The following is a 17,620-nucleotide window of genomic DNA, read 5'->3' as shown; positions in this document are numbered from 1 at the left end:
GATGTTGACTAGAGTGTAGGAGACGGGAAGCGGGAGGGCGGTGCTGGAGCGGTCTCCTTTGATGCATGTCAAGAAGGAGTGGGCGATGTGGAGCGTGATCAAGTCGGTACTGGCGGCCTTCTTCGGCGTACAGAAGGATGCCCGCCGTCGTGAGGACTTCGAGAAGGGCCGCCCCGTGGCCTTCGTGGCGGTGGGTATCCTGATGGGGTTGGCATTGGTGGGAGTGGTGGCGCTGGTCGCCGTGGCGGCGGCCCGTTGAAAGTGGCGTTGGCGATGCTGGGGCTTGCGTCAGTGTGTCGCAGCCCGGGTGTCTACACTCAATGTCAGGCATAGCGAAACGGATCGAATCACCCGCGTGCGGCTAGCGCGCAATCTGACAATAACAAGCCACGACAACTAGCAAGGAGGAGGCGCCTATGCGCACGTGTATCGTGTGGATTGCGGGTTGCCTGGTCGTCCCCCTGACGACGACGCTGGCCATGGCCAATGGCTGGAATATGCCCGTGGGTGTCACCGACGTCAGTCGCGAGATTCACTCACTGCATATGACCATCTTCTGGATCTGTGTGGTCATCGGCGTGCTGGTGTTCGGGGTGATGTTCTACTCCCTGTTCCGTTTTCGTCATTCCAAGGGCGTCAAGGCGTCACACTTCCACGAGCACACCCTGGTCGAAGTGATCTGGACGGCGATACCCCTGCTGATCCTGGTCGGCATGGCGGTGCCCGCCACCGCCACCCTCAAGAAGATGTATGACCCGGCCGATGCCGACCTGGATGTGATGATCATCGGCCAGCAGTGGCGCTGGCGCTATGAGTACCTCGGCGAGGATGTCGCCTTCACCTCCAACCTGGGCACCCCCCGTGAGACGGTGCGCGGCGAGGGCGAGCGCGGCGAGCACTACCTCCGGGAGGTCGATGAGCCCCTGGTGCTGCCGGTGGATCGCAAGGTGCGCTTCCTGATGACCTCCGACGACGTCATCCACTCCTGGTGGGTGCCGGACCTGGCCGTCAAACAGGACACCATTCCCGGCTTCGTCAACGAGAACTGGGTGCGGATCAACGAGCCCGGCGTCTATCGCGGCCAGTGCGCCGAGCTGTGTGGCATCGATCACGGCTTCATGCCCATCGTGGTGCATGCCATGGAGGAAGAGGCGTTCGATGAGTGGCTGGCCGAGCGCAAGGAGGCCGCCGCCCAGGAGGCCTCGGGCGTCGACCGGGAGTGGGGCCTGGAGGAGCTGATGGCCCGGGGCGAGGAGAGCTACAACGCGGTCTGCGCCTCCTGTCACCAGCCCGATGGGGGCGGCAACGCGCCGGCCTTCCCGGCCCTGGCGGGCAACCAGGCGCTGATGGAAGAGCGCGAGCGGCATGTCGAGACCGTGATCAACGGGGTCTCGGGTGCCGCCATGCCGGCCTTCCGCAACACCCTGAGCCCGGTGGAAATTGCCGCCGTGATCACCTATGAACGCAACGCCTGGGGCAACGAGACCGGTGACGTCATTCAGCCGTCGGACATCGCCGAGCGGTTGGCCGACTAGCCTCGGCCACGGCTTTTTCCCGGCCACGGCTTCCCCGTCACGAGCCTAGAACAGCGAAGATCAGGGAGATTCACCATGGCGCCCAAGCTGCCCTTGCATCACCCCGTCGAGCAGAGCTCTACCGCCAATGCCGGTGGTCAGGCGGCGGCGCATCCCGCCCCGCGCTACGGCATCAAGCGGTGGCTCTTGACCACCAATCACAAGGAGATCGGCAGCCTCTATCTGATCTTCTCGCTGACGATGTTCTTCATCGGCGGAACCTTCGCGATGGTGGTGCGCGCCGAGCTTTTCCAGCCGGGGCTGCAGCTGGTGGAGCCGGAGTTCTTCAACCAGATGACCACCATGCACGGCCTGATCATGGTGTTCGGTGCCATCATGCCGTCCTTCGTGGGGCTGGCCAACTGGATGATACCCTTGCAGATCGGGGCGCCGGACATGGCGCTGCCACGGCTGAACAACTTCAGTTTCTGGCTGCTGCCGGTGGCCTTTACCCTGCTGCTCAGCACCCTGCTGATGCCCGGCGGTGGCCCCAATTTCGGCTGGACCTTCTATGCGCCCCTCTCCACCACCTATGCGCCGCCGTCCACCACCTTCTTTATCCTCTCGCTGCATATTGCCGGTATCAGCTCGATCCTCGGGGCCATCAATATCATCGCCACGGTGCTTAACCTGCGCGCGCCGGGCATGCGGATGATGGATATGCCCCTGTTCTGCTGGACCTGGTTGATCACCGCCTTCCTGCTGATTGCGGTCATGCCGGTGCTGGCCGGGGCCGTGACCATGATGCTGATGGACATCAACTTCGGCACCAGCTTCTTCAATGCCGCCGGGGGAGGGGATCCGGTGCTCTTCCAGCATCTGTTCTGGTTCTTCGGGCATCCCGAGGTCTACATCATGATCCTGCCGGCCTTCGGGATCGTCTCGGCGATCATTCCGACCTTCTCGCGCAAGCGGCTGTTCGGCTACGCCTCCATGGTCTACGCCACCGGGGCCATCGCGATCCTGTCGTTCATGGTCTGGGCCCACCACATGTTTACCGTGGGCATGCCGCTGACCGCCGAGCTGTTCTTCATGTACACCACCATGCTGATCGCCGTGCCCACCGGGGTGAAGGTGTTCAACTGGGTGGCCACCATGTTCCGCGGGTCGATCAGCTTCGAGCCGCCCATGCTGTTTGCCCTGGCCTTCGTGGTGCAGTTCACCATCGGGGGCTTCTCCGGGCTGATGCTGGCCATCTCGCCGGCGGACTTCCAGTATCACGACACCTACTTCGTGGTGGCGCACTTCCACTATGTGCTGGTGCCGGGGGCGCTGTTCGCCATCCTCGCCGCGGCTTACTACTGGCTGCCCAAGTGGACTGGCCACTATCCCAACCTGAGGCTGGCCCAGTGGCACTTCTGGCTGTCGGTGATCGGGGTCAACCTGACGTTCTTCCCGATGCACTTCGCCGGGCTTGCCGGCATGCCGCGGCGCATTCCCGATTACGCCCTGCAGTTCGCGGACTTCAACCTGGCGTCGAGCCTGGGGGGCTTTCTGTTCGGCGCCTCCCAGCTGCTCTTCGTGTGGCTCATCATCAAGTGCGTGCGGGGCGGCGAGAAGGCGCCGGCCAAGGCCTGGGAGGGCGCCGAGGACCTCGAGTGGAGCGTGCCGAGTCCGGCCCCGCTGCATACCTTCGAGCATCCACCCACCTTTCGCCATGAGTCGAAATAAGGGTCGCCTGTCGACCCGGGGAGAGTGGTGATGAACAAGCATCAGCACACGCAGACCCAGAGAGCGAGCGGCGTTCGGCGAACGGTGACCCGGACCCTCTTCGCCCTGGCCGGCATGTTTGCCTTCGCCTTCGCCCTGGTGCCGCTCTACGACGTCTTCTGCGAGGTGACCGGGCTCAACGGCAAGGTGGACACCCAGGGCCAGCCGCTGGTCGCCGAGGAGGTGGATCAGTCGCGTGCCGTTAGCGTGCAGTTCGTGACGCGCACCAGTGCCGGCCTGCCATGGAACCTCGAGGTGGAGACACGCCAGATCCGCGTTCACCCCGGGCAGAGCGCCGAGGTGGGTTTCGCCTTCCATAATACGGCGGACACCGCCATTCGAGGGCGGGCCGTTCCCAGCGTGACGCCGGCGCGCGCCAACCTGTATCTACGCAAGCTGGCCTGCTTCTGCTTCCAGGAACAGCATCTGCAGGCGGGGGAGCGGGTCGAGTTTCCCCTGATTTTCCAGCTGACCCGGGACCTGCCGGCCGATGTCAGCACCGTAACCCTGGTCTATACCCTGTATCCGATCGCTCGGGATGAGCCCGCGCTTCAGGCACGCGCGAGCAGCGATAAAGGAGGTGAGGCATGAGTGGTGGCAGCTATTACGTTCCCGCAACCAGCAAGTGGCCGATCCTGGGCTCCCTGGCATTGGGCACGATGTTGGTCGGATTCGGGATGATCCTGGTGCATGGGCTGAATGGCCTGATGATGGCGGCGGGGTTCGTGGCGTTACTGACCGTGATGGGGCTATGGTTTCGCGACGTGATCAAGGAGTCACGCAGCGGCCTCTATGATGCCCAGATGGATCGCTCCTTCCGCCAGGGCATGGCCTGGTTCATCTTCTCCGAGGTGATGTTCTTCGGGGCCTTCTTCGGCGCGCTCTTCTATGTGCGCACCTTCGCGCTGCCCTGGCTGGACGGCGAGGGGGCCAAGGGGGTGGCGGCCCTGCTGTGGCCGGACTTTACCGCCAGCTGGCCGCTGTTGGACCCCCCGGGCGACGTGTCGGGGGCCCGTGAGGTGCTGAGCCCCTGGCAGTTGCCCCTGGCCAACACCCTGCTCCTGGTGGGCTCCAGCATCACGCTGACCGTGGCCCACGAGGGCCTCAAGGAAGGTCTGCGCCAGACCACGCGCAACTGGCTGCTGGTCACCGTGCTGATGGGGTTCACCTTTATCGCCCTTCAGGGCGTGGAGTATTACGAGGCCTACCATCATTACGGCCTGACTCTCGAGGCGGGGATCTATGGCTCGACCTTCTTCCTGCTCACCGGCTTCCACGGAGCCCACGTGATTGTCGGGGCCACCATCCTGACGGTGATGCTGCTGCGTATCCTGCGCGGCCACTTCGCCGCCCAGGACCACTTTGGCTTCGAGGCGGCCTGCTGGTACTGGCATTTCGTGGATGTGGTGTGGGTCGGGCTCTTTCTTTTCGTCTATGTCTTCTGAGCTTATGTCTTCCGAGGCCTGCGGGGCTCTTGAGGCGGCGCGGGGCTCAGGCGAGGGTGCCGGCATAGAAGCCATAGAAGAGCAGGGCCAGCAGGGTGGCGGCCAGTACCACCCGCAGCTTGAGAGAGATCAGCAGGCGCCGCGAGGCGGCATCGTCGCGGAGCAGGAAGCCGGCACCGGCGGCCAGGCTCGCCAGCATGGCCAGGAATACCAGGGCAATCAGGACCTTGAGCAGCATGGAACACTCCTTGGACGTTGATGTTACCCAGCATGCCCGCCGTGGACGGTGCCGGCAACGCCTGTGGTGGGCGCTCTGGTCGGTGGTGGTGGCGCTGGGGCTGGTACTGGGCCTCTGGCAGTGGGAGCGCGGTGCGGACAAGCGTGCCTATCTGGCGCGGCTGGAAGCGGCCCCTGCGCTTACCGCGCCTCGGCAGTTACCCCCGGAGGGCAGCCACCTGACATTGACCGGCGAGTATCTGGCCGACGAGACCCTGTTTCTCGATAACCGCACCCATGAGGGGCGGCTGGGCGTGGCGCCCCTGACGCCGCTGCGCGGCGATGATGGCCGGCTATGGCTGGTGCAGCGCGGATTCCTGGAGACCGGCACGAGCCGGGCCGACCCCAGCGTGGCCACGCCCCGGGGCCGGGTCACGCTGCGTGGTCGCTGGCAGCGGGCAGGCGAGGGGGCACCGCTGTTCGGCCCCAACCGGGAGGGCGCGCGGCTGCAGCGTATCCAGCTGGATGCCTGGGACCTCGATTTCGCCCACGCCGGTTGGCTGCATCTCGAGAGCGGCCCCGGGGTCCTGCCCGGCTGGTGGTCTCCCAGTGTCATGCCGCCCAGCCGCCACCTCGGCTATGCGGTTCAGTGGTGGGGGCTGGCACTGGCGGCGCTGGTGGTGATGGTCATCGGGGGCCGGCGCCGGTATCGCCACCCGACTCATGCCGATGACTCGCCCGGGGAGGGCCCATGATGACAAGCGTCCACGCCGCACGTCATGGCCGGCTCAAGCTGTCGGCCCTGCTGCTGTTTCTCTCGCTGCCGGTGCTGGTGGCCACGGTGATGGCCCTGGGGCGGGTGGGTATCCCCGAGGGGCGTACGGCTCACGGGGAGCTCGCCCCGGGGGTGCCGGTGCTGACCGAGTGGCCGCTGAGCCTGCCAGTGGCGCCGGAAGTGTCCGGAGATTGGGTGCTGGCATTCGACTGCGCCGCGCGCTGTGACGCGCTCAGTAATCAATGGTGGCGGCTGCATCGGGCCCTGGGCAGCGAGGCACCCAGGGTCAGCCGGCTTCGTGTGGGCGGCACCGCCGAGGCCCTGCCCGGTGCGGTGGTCACCCGGTGGGCCCGGCGCCCGGCCTGGCTGAAGCCTGGACGGTTATGGGTGATCGACCCTCGAGGACGGGTGGTGCTTGGCTATGCGCCCGGAGTGGATCCCTATGCGGTGAAGGAAGACCTGGGGCGCCTGCTGCGCATGAACCCGGAGGCGCCCTGGCGGGCCGGCCAGGAATTGGCGGGGCATTAGGCGCGTGCGCGAAGCGCGTAGGTGAAGCTTGGATGCGAAGGGAGGTGGGGCGATGCAGGCGGCACAGCGGCGATTGACCCTGCTCAAGGGCCTCGGCCTGGCGGGCGTTGTGTTCACGATGGGGGTGATTCTGCTGGGCGCCTGGACGCGCCTGGTGGATGCCGGGCTGGGGTGTCCGGACTGGCCGGGTTGCTACGGCGCCCTGGTGGTGCCCGATGAGGGGCGGGCCCTGGCGCATAGCCCGGCATCGCCGCTGGTGAGCGCCAAGGCCTGGATGGAGATGGTCCATCGCTATGTGGCCTCCGCCCTGGGGTTGCTGGTGATCGCCCTGGTGTTGCTGGGCTGGCCGCTGCGCCGCCGGGCCGACTATCCCTGGCGTCTCTCCCTGGCGCTTCTGGGATTGATCATGCTGCAGGGAGCATTTGGCGCCTTCACCGTCACGCTCAAGCTGTGGCCCCAGGTAGTGACGCTGCATCTGCTGGGCGGATTCAGCGTGATGCTGGTATTCCTGTGGCTGCATCTACGCCTGCGCCGCTGCGCGAACGGCCACCTGGCGCCGGGTGGCGTGGCGTCGCCGCGTTGCCGCCTGACGCCGTTATGGGGTATCGCCGCGATGCTGCTGGTGGCCCAGCTGGCACTGGGCGGTTGGGTGTCGAGCAACTACGCCGGCATCGCCTGCCAGGGCTTTCCCACCTGCAACGGCGCGTGGTGGCCGGCCATGGACTGGAGCGAGGGCTTTCATCTCTCCCAGGGTGTGGGCCCCAATTACCTGCATGGCCAGCTGCATGCCGAGGCGCGTAGTGCCATTCAGGTGGGGCATCGCCTGGGGGCGCTGGCGCTGGGGATGGCACTGATGGCACTGGTGCTGCATGCCTGGCGTGAGCCGGCGATGCGGCCCTGGTTGGCGGGTCTGGGGAGTGCCTACATCGTGCAGTTCCTGCTGGGAATCGCCAATGTGTTGCTGTGGCTGCCGCTATGGCTGGCGCTGCTGCATACCGCGGGTGCCGTGGCGCTGGCCCTGAGTCTGGCGCTGGCCGCCTGGCGATGGCGTTGCCTGGCGCCGGCTTCTACCACCTCTTGTCAATCATCCCGACAGAAGAAGGAGTGGGTCCATGTCTGATTCACTGACAACCGAATTTCGCGTCACCGCGCTTTCTTCCTCCTCGCTGGGTCGCTGGGGGTGGCGGGACCTGGTCACCCTGTGCAAGCCGCGGGTGGTGGTGGTGATGCTGGTCTGTGCCCTGGTGGGCATGGCGCTGGCACAGCCGGTACTGCCGTCGCCCGGGGTAATCGTCTTCGGGCTGGCCGGTATCGGCCTGACCGCCTGCGGGGCGGCGGCCTTCAACCATGTGGTGGACCGGCGCCTGGATGCCATGATGGTGCGCACCTCGCGGCGCCCGCTCGCCTCTCGACGCATGCCGGGCGGTATCGCACTGGGCTGGGCCACCCTGCTGTCGCTGGCGGGGCTGGGGCTGCTGGTGTGGCAGGTCAATGCGCTGACGGCCTGGCTGACCCTGGGGTCGTTGCTCGGTTATGCGCTGGTCTATACGGCCTTTCTCAAGCACGCGACTCCCCAGAACATCGTGATCGGGGGAGTGGCGGGCGCCGCTCCGCCGCTACTGGGCTGGACCGCAGTGACCGGTCAGGTAGGGGCCGAGCCACTGCTGCTGGTACTGATCATCTTCGCCTGGACGCCGCCGCATTTCTGGGCGCTGGCGCTGCACAAGCGCGACGAATATGCCCGTGCCGGTGTACCGATGCTCCCGGTGACCCATGGTGAAGCCTTTACGCGCCTGCAGGTGTGGCTCTACGGCTGGTTGACCGTAGCGGTGACCCTGTTGCCCTTCGTGATCGGCATGAGTGGTGCGGTCTATCTGGTTGGCGTGATGGCGCTCAATGCGCGCTTCATGTTCTGGAACTACCGAGTCTGGCGGGGTCGGGATCCCAAGGCTCCCCTGGCCGCCTTCTGGTTCTCGATTCGCTACATCCTGGGGCTTTTCGGGGTGCTGCTGCTGGACCACTATGCCCAGGCCTGGGCGCTGTGGCTGGCGCCGGCCATCCAGTGATTGGCGGCGTGCCGTGAGGCTGAGCAGGGGGCGTGGGCCACTCGCTTCGGCGGCGTAGCATTGGGTCGTGGCCGGCAAGGGGGTAGAATCCCAGGTCCATGTTCTGTGATGCCACGGGGTCTTCCGATGAATTCCACGACTGCCTTGATGCTTGCCGGCCTGGCCCTGGTAATTATCGCCGGCCTCGGCGCCTATGCCTTCACCCTGTGGCGTGAAGTCCGCCGGCGCCAGGCCAGCCAGCAGGATGAATTACGGCGAGCCCACGAAAAGTGCCTGGAAAACCTGGAGCTGGTGGCCTCGGCGCTGCTCCAGGAGCAGGTCGACATTACCGAGGGGGCGTGGCGCTGCAAGGTGCTGCTCGAGATCCTCGATTCGCGCCTGATGGAGCGCGACAGTTTCCGTCCCTTCGGCGAGGTCCATGAGCGAACGCGTCACCTGCATACCCACCAGGCGCGCCACGACCTGAGCTCCAAGGAGCGCTTCAAGGAGGACAAGGAGCGCTTCGCCGTCGAGGAAGAGTACCGTGAGAGCATTCTCGAGGCGGCGCGCGCCGCCTTGCAGTTCAAGCGTGACTGGCCGGCGAGTCTGCACTGAGGCTTGTGCTCGAACGAGTGCTTTATCGAACACTGTGCGATTTGGGCATTTTTCTGCTAGTCTCGTCATAGACGATTGAAAGATCTGCCGAGTTACTTCAAGCTTGGCAGCGTGTCGTGGCCGGTAACTTCTCCCTTGGGATGCCGGGTCACGTTATGGATGAAGCAACATAGATTGCAACATCCGATCGTCGGGATCATCTGGGAAGGCGGCAAGCGTTTGCCTACCCTGGAGCGATAAAAGAAAAGAGAAGGAGTTTCACATGAAGAAGTCCACGACTGGCTTGCTGCTCGGTTCTGCTCTGGTGGTCGGCCTCTCAGGCTGCGCCACATCTAACACCAACACCACGTCCTCCGTCGACAAGCCCTGGTACCAGCATCCGATGGTATGTGGCCTGGCCGGCGGCGTGATCGGTGGCGGTATCGGCTACGCCAGCAGCAGTGAGTCCGATGAGGACACTGGTGCGGCGCTGGGTGGTACTGCCGGTGCTGCACTCGGTGCCGCGCTGTGTGCCGATACCCCGGAGCCGGTGGCCGAGCCCGCGCCGATGCCGGAGCCCGAGCCCGAGCCCGCCTTCGAGCCGGTAACCCTGCAAAGCGATGTTACCTTCGCGTTCGACTCTGCCGAGCTGCGTCCGGGTGCCGCTTCCGAGCTGAACCAGGTGGCTAGCACGCTCAACAACAACCCCGAGGTTCGCGTGACCATCGCCGGTCATACCGATGCCGTGGGTAGCAACGAGTACAACCTGGGTCTCTCCCAGGACCGCGCCGACTCCGTTCGCAGCTACCTGATGAGCGAAGGCGTTGCCGGTAACCGCATGAACACCGTGGGTTACGGTGAAGAGCGTCCGGTGGCGACCAACGAAACCGACGCCGGCCGTTCCATGAACCGTCGTGTGGAGATCATGAGCCAGTAATCCAGGGCTGATGATCACCGCGAGCCTTCCGGGCTCATTGACAGGGGCGCCTTCGGGCGCCCCTGTTGCGTGTATCATCTGGCATCGGGCCTGTGGCTTTGCTATCGTATTGCGTCGCGTCTTCCGGCACGGCTCGGCACCGTCTCGCCTTTATCTCGATTTATTACGGCGATGGCCGGGCTCCGGTTGACGGCACGCCTCCATTCTCTTGTTCACTGCGACACGTGGTCTTTCGTATGGGCCACCACTGCGCGAAAGGACCCCCTTCATGCCTACCGTGACCCTGCCCGACGGCAGCCAGAGACGCTTCGATGCCCCATTGAGCGTGATGCAAGTGGCCGAAGATATCGGCCCCGGACTCGCCAAGGCCTGTGTGGCCGGCAAGATCGACGGTGTGCCGGTGGATGCCGCCGATATCATCGATCGTGACGCCAATGTGGCGATCCTCACCGCCAAGGATGCCGAGGGTCTCGAGGTGGTTCGTCACTCCTGTGCCCACCTGATCGGTCACGCCGTCAAGCAGCTCTACCCCGATGCCAAGATGGCGATCGGCCCGGTCATCGATGATGGCTTCTACTACGATATCGACTTCGGTCGTTCGGCGACCCCCGAGGACCTGGAGGCCATCGAGAAGCGCATGAAGGCGCTGATCGACACGGGCTATGATGTGGTTCGCGAGTATGCCGATCGCGACCAGGCGATGCTGACCTTCCTGCATCGCGACGAGCCCTACAAGCAGGAGATCGTTCGCGATATCCCCGAGGGCGAGACGATCCGTCTCTACCATCATGAAGAATATGTCGACATGTGTCGGGGCCCCCATGTGCCCAATACGCGACACCTGAAGTCCTTCAAGCTGACCAAGCTGGCCGGCGCCTACTGGCGTGGCGATGCCAGCCAGCCCATGCTGACGCGCATCTATGGCACCGCCTGGCCCGACAAGAAGCAGCTCAAGGCCTATCTCAAGCGCCTCGAGGAAGCGGAAAAGCGCGATCACCGCAAGCTGGCGCGCAAGATGGACCTCTTCCACCTCCAGGAGGAGGCGCCGGGAATGGTGTTCTGGCACCCCAACGGCTGGACCATGTACCAGGCGCTCGAGCGGTATATGCGCCGGGTGCAGATCGAGAATGGTTACCAGGAGATCAAGACGCCTCAGGTGGTCGACCTGTCGCTGTGGAAGAAGTCCGGCCACTGGGGCCACTACAGCGAACTGATGTTCACCACCGAGTCGGAGAAGCGCGACTACGCCATCAAGCCCATGAACTGCCCGTGTCATGTGGAGGTGTTCAATCAGGGCCTCAAGAGCTACCGTGACCTGCCGCTGCGCCTGGCGGAGTTCGGCAGCTGCCATCGCAACGAGCCCTCCGGCTCCCTGCATGGCCTGATGCGAGTGCGCGGCTTTACCCAGGACGACGCCCATATATTCTGTACGGAAAAGCAGATCCAGTCCGAGGCCGAGGCGTTTATTGCCTTGACCCTCAAGGTCTATCGGGACCTGGGCTTCGATGCCGTGGAGCTCAAGCTCTCGACGCGCCCCGAGGGCTTCATGGGCGAGCCGGAGCTCTGGGACCGTGCCGAGGCGGGCCTCGAGGCCGCCCTCGATGCGACCGGACTCGAGTGGGAACTCCAGCCCGGGGAAGGCGCCTTCTATGGCCCCAAGATCGAGTTTTCCCTGCGCGACTGTCTCAATCGCGTCTGGCAGTGCGGCACCCTGCAGCTCGATTTCAATCTGCCGGGACGCCTGGGCGCCCAGTTCGTCGATGAGGATGGGGCCCGCAAGACGCCGGTGATGCTGCATCGCGCCATCCTCGGCTCCTTCGAGCGCTTCCTGGGGATCCTGATCGAGCACTATGCCGGTGCCATGCCGCTGTGGCTGGCCCCCGAGCAGGCGGTGATCCTCAATATCACCGATTCCCAGCGCGAATTCGTGCTGAATCTGGAGCGTCGGCTGCAGAAATTCGGTTTACGCGTCAAGGCGGACTTGAGGAATGAGAAGATCGGCTTTAAAATCCGGGAGCATACCTTGCAGAAAGTTCCCTATCTCCTGGTGGTGGGAGATAAGGAGGTCGAAGCCGATTCGGTTGCCCTGCGTACGCGCAGCGGTGAAGATCTGGGTACCATGACGGTCGATAGCCTCATGGCTCGCCTCGATGAAGAACTCGGTGAGAGACATTCGTCAATTGCCTAAGGAGACGGAACATCAAGCGTAGCAACCAACGTGGACGCCCCCAGGACAAGCGTCCACCCATGAACGAGCGTATTACCGATGATCAGGTTCGCCTGATCGACAGCGACGGCGAACAGCTGGGCATCGTGCCTACCAGCGATGCGCTGGAGCGTGCCGAAGCGGCGGGTATGGACCTCGTGCAGATCTCCAATGCCGATCCAATCGTCTGCAAGATCATGGATTACGGCAAGTTTGTCTTCGAGCAGAAGAAGCAGAAGGCGGCTCAGAAGAAGAAGACGAAGCAGATTCAGGTCAAGGAAGTCAAATTCCGGCCTGGCACCGACGAGGGCGACTATCAGGTCAAGATGAAGAACCTGACGCGTTTCCTCGAAGCGGGCGACAAGGGCAAGGTCACCTTGCGTTTCCGGGGTCGTGAAATGGCGCACCAGGACATCGGCCGCAAGCTGATGGAGCGGATCGCCGCCGACCTCGAGGATCTCGGGTCAGTGGAGTCCTTCCCCAAGATGGAAGGTCGCCAGATGATCATGATCATCGCCCCCAAGAAGAAGCAGTAAGCAGTACCAAAAGAAGTGATCCGGTGGCCGGTTCAACGGACGCAAGGTACAGGCCTTGCGTCGGCCTCGGGTTTTCTGAAGAACCTCGAGCGGAGTTATTCTCATGCCGAAGATCAAGAGCAACAGCGGCGCTGGCAAGCGCTTCAAGAAGACGGCCAACGGCTTCAAGCACAAGCAGTCGTTCCGTAGCCACATCCTGACCAAGAAGTCCACCAAGCGTAAGCGTCAACTGCGTGGCATGAAGCAGATCCACGACGCGGACAAGGCGCTCATCCAGCGGATGTTGCCCAACCTCTAAGTACCCTTGGTAGAACCCATTTTTCGTCAGGAGTAAGCCATGACTCGTGTCAAGCGGGGCGTCGTTGCCCGTCGCCGTCACAAGAAGATTCTCAAGCAGGCCAAGGGTTACTACGGTGCCCGCAGCCGCGTCTTTCGCGTCGCCAAGCAGGCGGTCATCAAGGCCGGCCAGTATGCCTATCGCGACCGTCGTCAGCGCAAGCGCCAGTTCCGCGCCCTGTGGATCCAGCGTATCAACGCCGGCGCCCGTCAGCACGGCCTGTCCTACAGCCGCTTCGTCGGCGGCCTGAAGAAGGCCGGAATCGAGATCGACCGCAAGGTCCTGGCTGACCTGGCCGTCAACGAGAAGGCAGCCTTCGCTGCCATCGTCGAGAAGGCCAAGGCTGCCCAGTAAGAGACAGCGTCATTGTCGGCTGCCCGGCATCACCGGGTAGTTGTGGACGTCGCAGGGGAAGAGCAGCCGCTCTTCCCCTGTTTTTTTTAGCCCTGTGTTTTACGTATCGAATTCGGAGCGCAACGGATGGACCACCTTCCCAACCTGGTCACCGAGGCCCGCGAGGCGATCCAGGCCGCCGATAGCATCGCGGCCCTGGAAGAGCACCGTGTACGCTACCTCGGCAAGAAGGGCGAGATCACCGCGTTGCTCAAGGGGCTGGGCAAGCTGCCCGCCGCCGAGCGCCCGGCCGCCGGCGAGCGAATCAACGAGGCCAAGCAGGCCCTGGCCAGCGAACTCGAGTCGCGCAAGGCCAGCCTCGAGAAGGCGGCCCTGGAGGCGCGTCTGGCCGCGGAACGGGTCGATGTGACCCTGCCCGGGCGTGGCCAACCCAGCGGCGGGCTGCATCCGGTAACCCGTACCCTGGAGCGCATCGAGGGGCTGTTCACGCGGATCGGCTATGATGTGGCGGTAGGTCCCGAGATCGAGGACGACTACCACAACTTCGAGGCGCTCAATATCCCCGCCCACCACCCGGCGCGGGGCATGGCCGATACCTTCTACTTCGACGCCACTCGGCTGTTGAGGACTCATACCTCGCCGGTGCAGGTGCGCACCATGAAGGAGGACGGCCCGCCGATCCGCATCGTCTGCCCGGGTCGGGTCTATCGCAGCGATTCGGATCTCACCCACACGCCCATGTTTCACCAGGTGGAAGGACTGCTGGTGGACGAAGGGATCAACTTCGCCGACCTCAAGGGCACCATCGAGGATTTCCTGCACGCCTTCTTCGAGCGTGATGATCTCTCGGTGCGTTTCCGCCCCTCCTATTTCCCCTTCACCGAGCCCTCCGCCGAGGTCGATATCCAGTGTGTGATGTGCGGCGGCGATGGGTGCCGGGTTTGCGGCCATAGCGGCTGGCTTGAGGTGATGGGCTGTGGAATGGTGCATCCCGAGGTGTTCCGTCATGCCGGCATCGACAACGAGCGCTATACCGGCTTCGCCTTCGGCATGGGGGCCGAGCGCCTGGCGATGTTGCGCTATGGGGTCAATGACCTGCGGCTGTTCTTCGATAATGACCTGCGCTTCCTGCGCCAGTTCGCCTGAGCCTCCACCGGATAAGCAGAACACAGCGATAGGATTTGTCATGAAATTTTCCGAACACTGGTTGCGCGAGTGGGTATCCCCCCAGCTGGGGACCCAGGCGCTGGCCGACCAGATCACCATGGCCGGCCTGGAGGTCGATGCCGTGGAAGCGGTGGCGGCGGTCTTCGAGGGCGTCGTGATCGCCGAGGTGATGGACAAGGTCCAGCACCCGGATGCCGACAAGCTCAGCGTCTGCCGGGTCGATGACGGCGGCGGCGAGCCGGTACAGGTGGTCTGCGGGGCCCCCAATGTGGCGGCGGGGCAGAAGGTGGCCTTCGCCCGGGTCGGCGCCGTGCTGCCCGATGACGCCAAGGCGTCGGGTTTCAAGATCAAGAAGGCCAAGCTGCGCGGCCAGGAATCCCGCGGCATGATCTGCTCGGCCTCCGAGCTGGGCCTGGCGGAAGAGACCTCGCCGGGGATCATGGAGCTGCCCGCCGATGCGCCGACAGGCGAGGATCTGCGCGCCTGGCTGGGGCTGGATGACCAGGCCATCGACGTGGATCTGACCCCCAATCGCGGTGACTGCCTGAGCCTCAAGGGGCTGGCCCGGGAAGTGGGTGTGCTCAATCGCCTCCCCGTACAGGGGCCGGCGTGCCGCCCGGTGCCGGCGAGCCATGACGAGACGCTTGACGTGCGTGTCGAGGACGGTGAGCGTTGTCCGCGCTATATCGGACGGCTGATCAAGGGCGTCGATGTGACCGCCGCGACGCCGCTGTGGATGGTGGAGCGCCTGCGTCGGGGTGGCGTACGCAGCATTGACCCGGTCGTGGATGTCACCAACTATGTGATGCTCGAGCTGGGCCAGCCGCTGCACGCCTTCGACCGGGAGAACCTGCAGGGTGCGGTCATCGTGCGCCTGGCCCGGGAAGGGGAGCGCCTGGTACTGCTCGATGGGCAGGCGGTCGACCTCGACGCCTCGACCCTGGTGATCGCCGACGAGCGCGGCCCGCTGGCCATGGCCGGGGTGATGGGCGGTGAGCACTCGGGGGTCGGCGAGGGCACCCGGGACATCTTCCTGGAGTCGGCCTTCTTCACGCCCCTGGCGGTGGCCGGTCAGGCACGCACCTACGGGCTGCATACCGATGCCTCGCACCGCTTCGAGCGTGGGGTCGACCCGCAGTTGGCCCGTGAGGCCGCCGAGCGCGCCACGGCGCTGCTGCTCGATATCGTCGGCGGTGAGGCCGGTCCCCTGGTGGAGGTGGCCAGCGAGGCATGGCTGCCGGCGACCCGGTGGGTCGTCCTGCGCCGCGCACGGCTCGAGCAGGCCCTGGGCAAGGCGTTTGCCGTCGAGGAGGTCAGCGAGATACTCGAGCACCTGGGCATGGGGAGCGAGTGGGACGGGTCGGAATGGCACGCCGACGTCCCGAGTTGGCGATTCGATATCGCCATCGAGGAGGACTTGATCGAGGAAGTGGCCCGTATCCACGGCTACAACCGTCTCCCGGCGCGTCGTCCCCAGGCGCGCCTGGGTCTGCGACCCGATCATGAGGCGCGGACCCCGCTGGCCCGGCTGCGTCGCCAGATGGTGGCCCGGGGTTACCAGGAAGCCGTCACCTACAGCTTCGTGGCACCGGAGCTTCAGCAGACGCTGTTGCCCGAGGCGGTGTCGCCGGTGCTGGCCAACCCCATCTCGGCGGATCTGTCGGTGATGCGGGCCAGCCTCTTCCCGGGGCTGGTGCGGGCCCTTCAGCACAACCTCAATCGTCAGCAGAGCCGGGTGCGGCTGTTCGAGACCGGCCTGGTGTTTCGCGGCGAGCTCGATGACCTGGACCAGGTTCCCATGCTGGGTGCCCTGGCCTGTGGCTCGCGTGAGCCGGAAGGCTGGGCGGGTGACCGCGCTTCGGTGGACTTCTTCGACCTCAAGGGCGACCTGGAGAGCCTGTTGGCCATGGGCGGCGATGCCGAGGCATGGCGCTTCGAGCCCGGGGCGCACCCGGCGCTGCATTCGGGGCAGTGTGCCCGGATACTGTACCGTGGCGAGGAGGCGGGCTGGATCGGCACCCTGCATCCGGCGGTGCGTGCCACGCTTGGCCTCAAGGTCGATGCGGTGCTCTTCGAGGTGCGCCTGGACGCCCTGACCCACGGAAACGTGCCGGCCTTCATGCCCCTGTCGCGGTATCCGGAAGTGCGTCGCGACCTGGCCTTCCTCGTCGACGAGGCGCTGCCCGTGCAGGCGCTGCTGGATACTCTGAGGGCTCAGGCCGGCGAATGGTTAAGCGAATGCCGGCTGTTCGACGTCTATCAGGGCAAGGGCGTGGCCGAGGGTCGCAAGAGCGTCGCCCTGGGCTTGACCTGGCAGCATCCTTCGCGCACGCTTAATGACGAGGAAATCAACCAGTTGGTCGATGCCATCGTCGAGGAATCCCGTCGGCACCTGGGTGCGGAGTTGCGCGCCTGAGCATGTTTTGCGGCGGGATGCAGCAGGCGGGTGTCGGTCGTCTAGCGGCCCCTGATCGCGTCGAGGTGGGGCCGGACAGGAGGGCAAGGATGGGTGCACTGACCAAGGCGGAGCTCGCCGAACACCTGCATGCTGAACTCGGCCTCTCCAAGCGAGAGGCCAAGTCCATGGTGGAATCGTTCTTCGAGGAGATCCGCGGCTGCCTCCGGGAAAACGAGCAGGTCAAGCTGTCCGGGTTCGGCAACTTCGACCTGCGCGACAAGCGGGAACGACCCGGTCGCAACCCCAAGACGGGAGAGGAGATCCCCATTTCCGCCCGGCGAGTGGTGACATTTCGTCCCGGCCAGAAGCTGAAGAGTCAGGTCGAGACGTATCGCGGCGAGCATCACTGAGCACTGAGCATCATTGGGCATTGCCACGCCATGAACGACAGAGGGCCACCCCATGGGTGGCCCTCTGTCGTTCATGGCGGCGGGCTAGACGGCGCCGCCGCTCTCCAGCACCCAGGTGATGACCACCTTGAAGACATAACCGAAGATGCCCGCGCCCAGCACCACGAACAGCATGATCGTGCCGAATCGGCCGGCATTGGATTTCTTGGCGAGATCCCAGATGATAAAGAACATGAAGAGGATCAGGCCACCGATCATCAGCGGGGTGATCCACGCCTCGAATGTCTGCTGCATGTCATCTCCGTCAGGGGGAAAGCCCCTCATTATACGCGGGCCAGGCCGGGCTTGAGGCGGCCTGGCTGCGACAAAATGCCCCGCCATTGATCCA

The 17,620-nt window shown here is 64.7% G+C and carries 20 protein-coding genes; 18 read left to right on the top strand and 2 right to left on the bottom strand.

What is annotated here, in order from left to right:
• Positions 1 to 61 precede the first annotated feature (61 nt).
• The 5 genes from Q358_RS18135 (at position 62) to Q358_RS0105655 (ending at position 4,729) form a co-directional block, all read left to right on the top strand.
• Positions 62 to 259, top strand: a complete 198-nt coding sequence (locus Q358_RS18135) for a DUF2970 domain-containing protein (RefSeq protein ID WP_245598275.1) — start codon at positions 62 to 64, stop codon at positions 257 to 259.
• A gap of 157 nt (positions 260 to 416) precedes the next feature.
• On the top strand, positions 417 to 1,535 hold the full coding sequence (gene coxB, locus Q358_RS0105670; protein ID WP_027961171.1) for a cytochrome c oxidase subunit II: 1,119 nt from the start codon (positions 417 to 419) through the stop codon (positions 1,533 to 1,535).
• Between the two features lie 75 nt (positions 1,536 to 1,610).
• The gene (gene ctaD / locus Q358_RS0105665) at positions 1,611 to 3,245 is read left to right on the top strand and encodes a cytochrome c oxidase subunit I (protein ID WP_027961170.1); all 1,635 of its coding nucleotides are present in this window, start codon (positions 1,611 to 1,613) and stop codon (positions 3,243 to 3,245) included.
• A 30-nt stretch (positions 3,246 to 3,275) separates the two neighbouring features.
• Positions 3,276 to 3,875: a cytochrome c oxidase assembly protein gene (locus tag Q358_RS0105660; protein ID WP_043487713.1), complete on the top strand. Its 600-nt coding sequence runs from the start codon at positions 3,276 to 3,278 to the stop codon at positions 3,873 to 3,875.
• Positions 3,872 to 4,729, top strand: a complete 858-nt coding sequence (locus Q358_RS0105655; RefSeq protein WP_027961168.1) for a cytochrome c oxidase subunit 3 — start codon at positions 3,872 to 3,874, stop codon at positions 4,727 to 4,729. The genes Q358_RS0105660 and Q358_RS0105655 overlap by 4 nt, the downstream gene beginning before the upstream one ends.
• Before the next feature lie 46 nt (positions 4,730 to 4,775).
• On the opposite strand, the gene Q358_RS0105650 is transcribed toward Q358_RS0105655, so the two are convergent.
• On the bottom strand, positions 4,776 to 4,967 hold the full coding sequence (locus tag Q358_RS0105650; RefSeq protein WP_027961167.1) for a DUF2909 family protein: 192 nt from the start codon (positions 4,965 to 4,967) through the stop codon (positions 4,776 to 4,778).
• Here Q358_RS0105650 and Q358_RS16630 point away from each other — a divergent pair.
• The 13 genes from Q358_RS16630 (at position 4,966) to ihfA (ending at position 17,232) form a co-directional block, all read left to right on the top strand.
• Positions 4,966 to 5,700 carry an SURF1 family protein gene (locus Q358_RS16630; RefSeq protein ID WP_084286450.1) on the top strand — a complete coding sequence of 245 codons (735 nt, stop codon included), beginning with the start codon at positions 4,966 to 4,968 and terminating at the stop codon, positions 5,698 to 5,700. The two genes, Q358_RS0105650 and Q358_RS16630, sit on opposite strands and share 2 nt — an antisense overlap.
• Positions 5,697 to 6,248: a hypothetical protein gene (locus tag Q358_RS0105640; RefSeq protein ID WP_027961166.1), complete on the top strand. Its 552-nt coding sequence runs from the start codon at positions 5,697 to 5,699 to the stop codon at positions 6,246 to 6,248. The genes Q358_RS16630 and Q358_RS0105640 overlap by 4 nt, the downstream gene beginning before the upstream one ends.
• A 52-nt stretch (positions 6,249 to 6,300) precedes the next feature.
• Positions 6,301 to 7,368: a COX15/CtaA family protein gene (locus Q358_RS0105635; RefSeq protein WP_027961165.1), complete on the top strand. Its 1,068-nt coding sequence runs from the start codon at positions 6,301 to 6,303 to the stop codon at positions 7,366 to 7,368.
• Entirely contained in the window at positions 7,361 to 8,314 is a 954-nt protein-coding gene (gene cyoE, locus Q358_RS0105630; protein ID WP_043487712.1) for a heme o synthase, read from the top strand. Before Q358_RS0105635 ends, cyoE begins: the two co-directional genes overlap by 8 nt.
• A gap of 126 nt (positions 8,315 to 8,440) precedes the next feature.
• A complete protein-coding gene (locus Q358_RS0105625; protein ID WP_027961163.1) occupies positions 8,441 to 8,908 on the top strand; it encodes a DUF2489 domain-containing protein in 468 nt (155 codons plus the stop codon).
• 262 nt (positions 8,909 to 9,170) lie between these two features.
• Entirely contained in the window at positions 9,171 to 9,824 is a 654-nt protein-coding gene (locus Q358_RS0105620; protein WP_043487711.1) for an OmpA family protein, read from the top strand.
• Between the two features lie 268 nt (positions 9,825 to 10,092).
• A complete protein-coding gene (gene thrS, locus Q358_RS0105615) occupies positions 10,093 to 12,012 on the top strand; it encodes a threonine--tRNA ligase (protein WP_027961161.1) in 1,920 nt (639 codons plus the stop codon).
• 11 nt (positions 12,013 to 12,023) lie between these two features.
• Positions 12,024 to 12,566, top strand: a complete 543-nt coding sequence (gene infC / locus Q358_RS0105610; protein ID WP_084286449.1) for a translation initiation factor IF-3 — start codon at positions 12,024 to 12,026, stop codon at positions 12,564 to 12,566.
• Between the two features lie 103 nt (positions 12,567 to 12,669).
• On the top strand, positions 12,670 to 12,864 hold the full coding sequence (gene rpmI / locus Q358_RS0105605) for a 50S ribosomal protein L35 (RefSeq protein ID WP_027961159.1): 195 nt from the start codon (positions 12,670 to 12,672) through the stop codon (positions 12,862 to 12,864).
• 39 nt (positions 12,865 to 12,903) lie between these two features.
• Positions 12,904 to 13,257, top strand: coding sequence for a 50S ribosomal protein L20 (gene rplT / locus Q358_RS0105600; protein WP_013332273.1), 354 nt, complete (start codon positions 12,904 to 12,906; stop codon positions 13,255 to 13,257).
• Between the two features lie 126 nt (positions 13,258 to 13,383).
• Positions 13,384 to 14,403, top strand: coding sequence for a phenylalanine--tRNA ligase subunit alpha (gene pheS / locus Q358_RS0105595; protein ID WP_027961158.1), 1,020 nt, complete (start codon positions 13,384 to 13,386; stop codon positions 14,401 to 14,403).
• A 40-nt stretch (positions 14,404 to 14,443) separates the two neighbouring features.
• Positions 14,444 to 16,840, top strand: coding sequence for a phenylalanine--tRNA ligase subunit beta (gene pheT, locus Q358_RS0105590; RefSeq protein ID WP_027961157.1), 2,397 nt, complete (start codon positions 14,444 to 14,446; stop codon positions 16,838 to 16,840).
• A gap of 89 nt (positions 16,841 to 16,929) precedes the next feature.
• Positions 16,930 to 17,232 carry an integration host factor subunit alpha gene (gene ihfA / locus Q358_RS0105585; protein ID WP_027961156.1) on the top strand — a complete coding sequence of 101 codons (303 nt, stop codon included), beginning with the start codon at positions 16,930 to 16,932 and terminating at the stop codon, positions 17,230 to 17,232.
• Between the two features lie 84 nt (positions 17,233 to 17,316).
• Here ihfA and Q358_RS0105580 read toward each other — a convergent pair whose 3' ends face one another.
• A complete protein-coding gene (locus tag Q358_RS0105580) occupies positions 17,317 to 17,526 on the bottom strand; it encodes a DUF2788 domain-containing protein (RefSeq protein WP_027961155.1) in 210 nt (69 codons plus the stop codon).
• Between the last annotated feature and the right edge of the window lie 94 nt (positions 17,527 to 17,620).

This window comes from Halomonas halodenitrificans DSM 735 (genome assembly GCF_000620045.1).
In the GTDB taxonomy this organism is placed as follows: Bacteria; Pseudomonadota; Gammaproteobacteria; order Pseudomonadales; family Halomonadaceae; genus Halomonas; species Halomonas halodenitrificans.
Note: the sequence above shows the minus strand (reverse complement) of the source record. Positions and strands in the feature narration are given on the sequence as shown.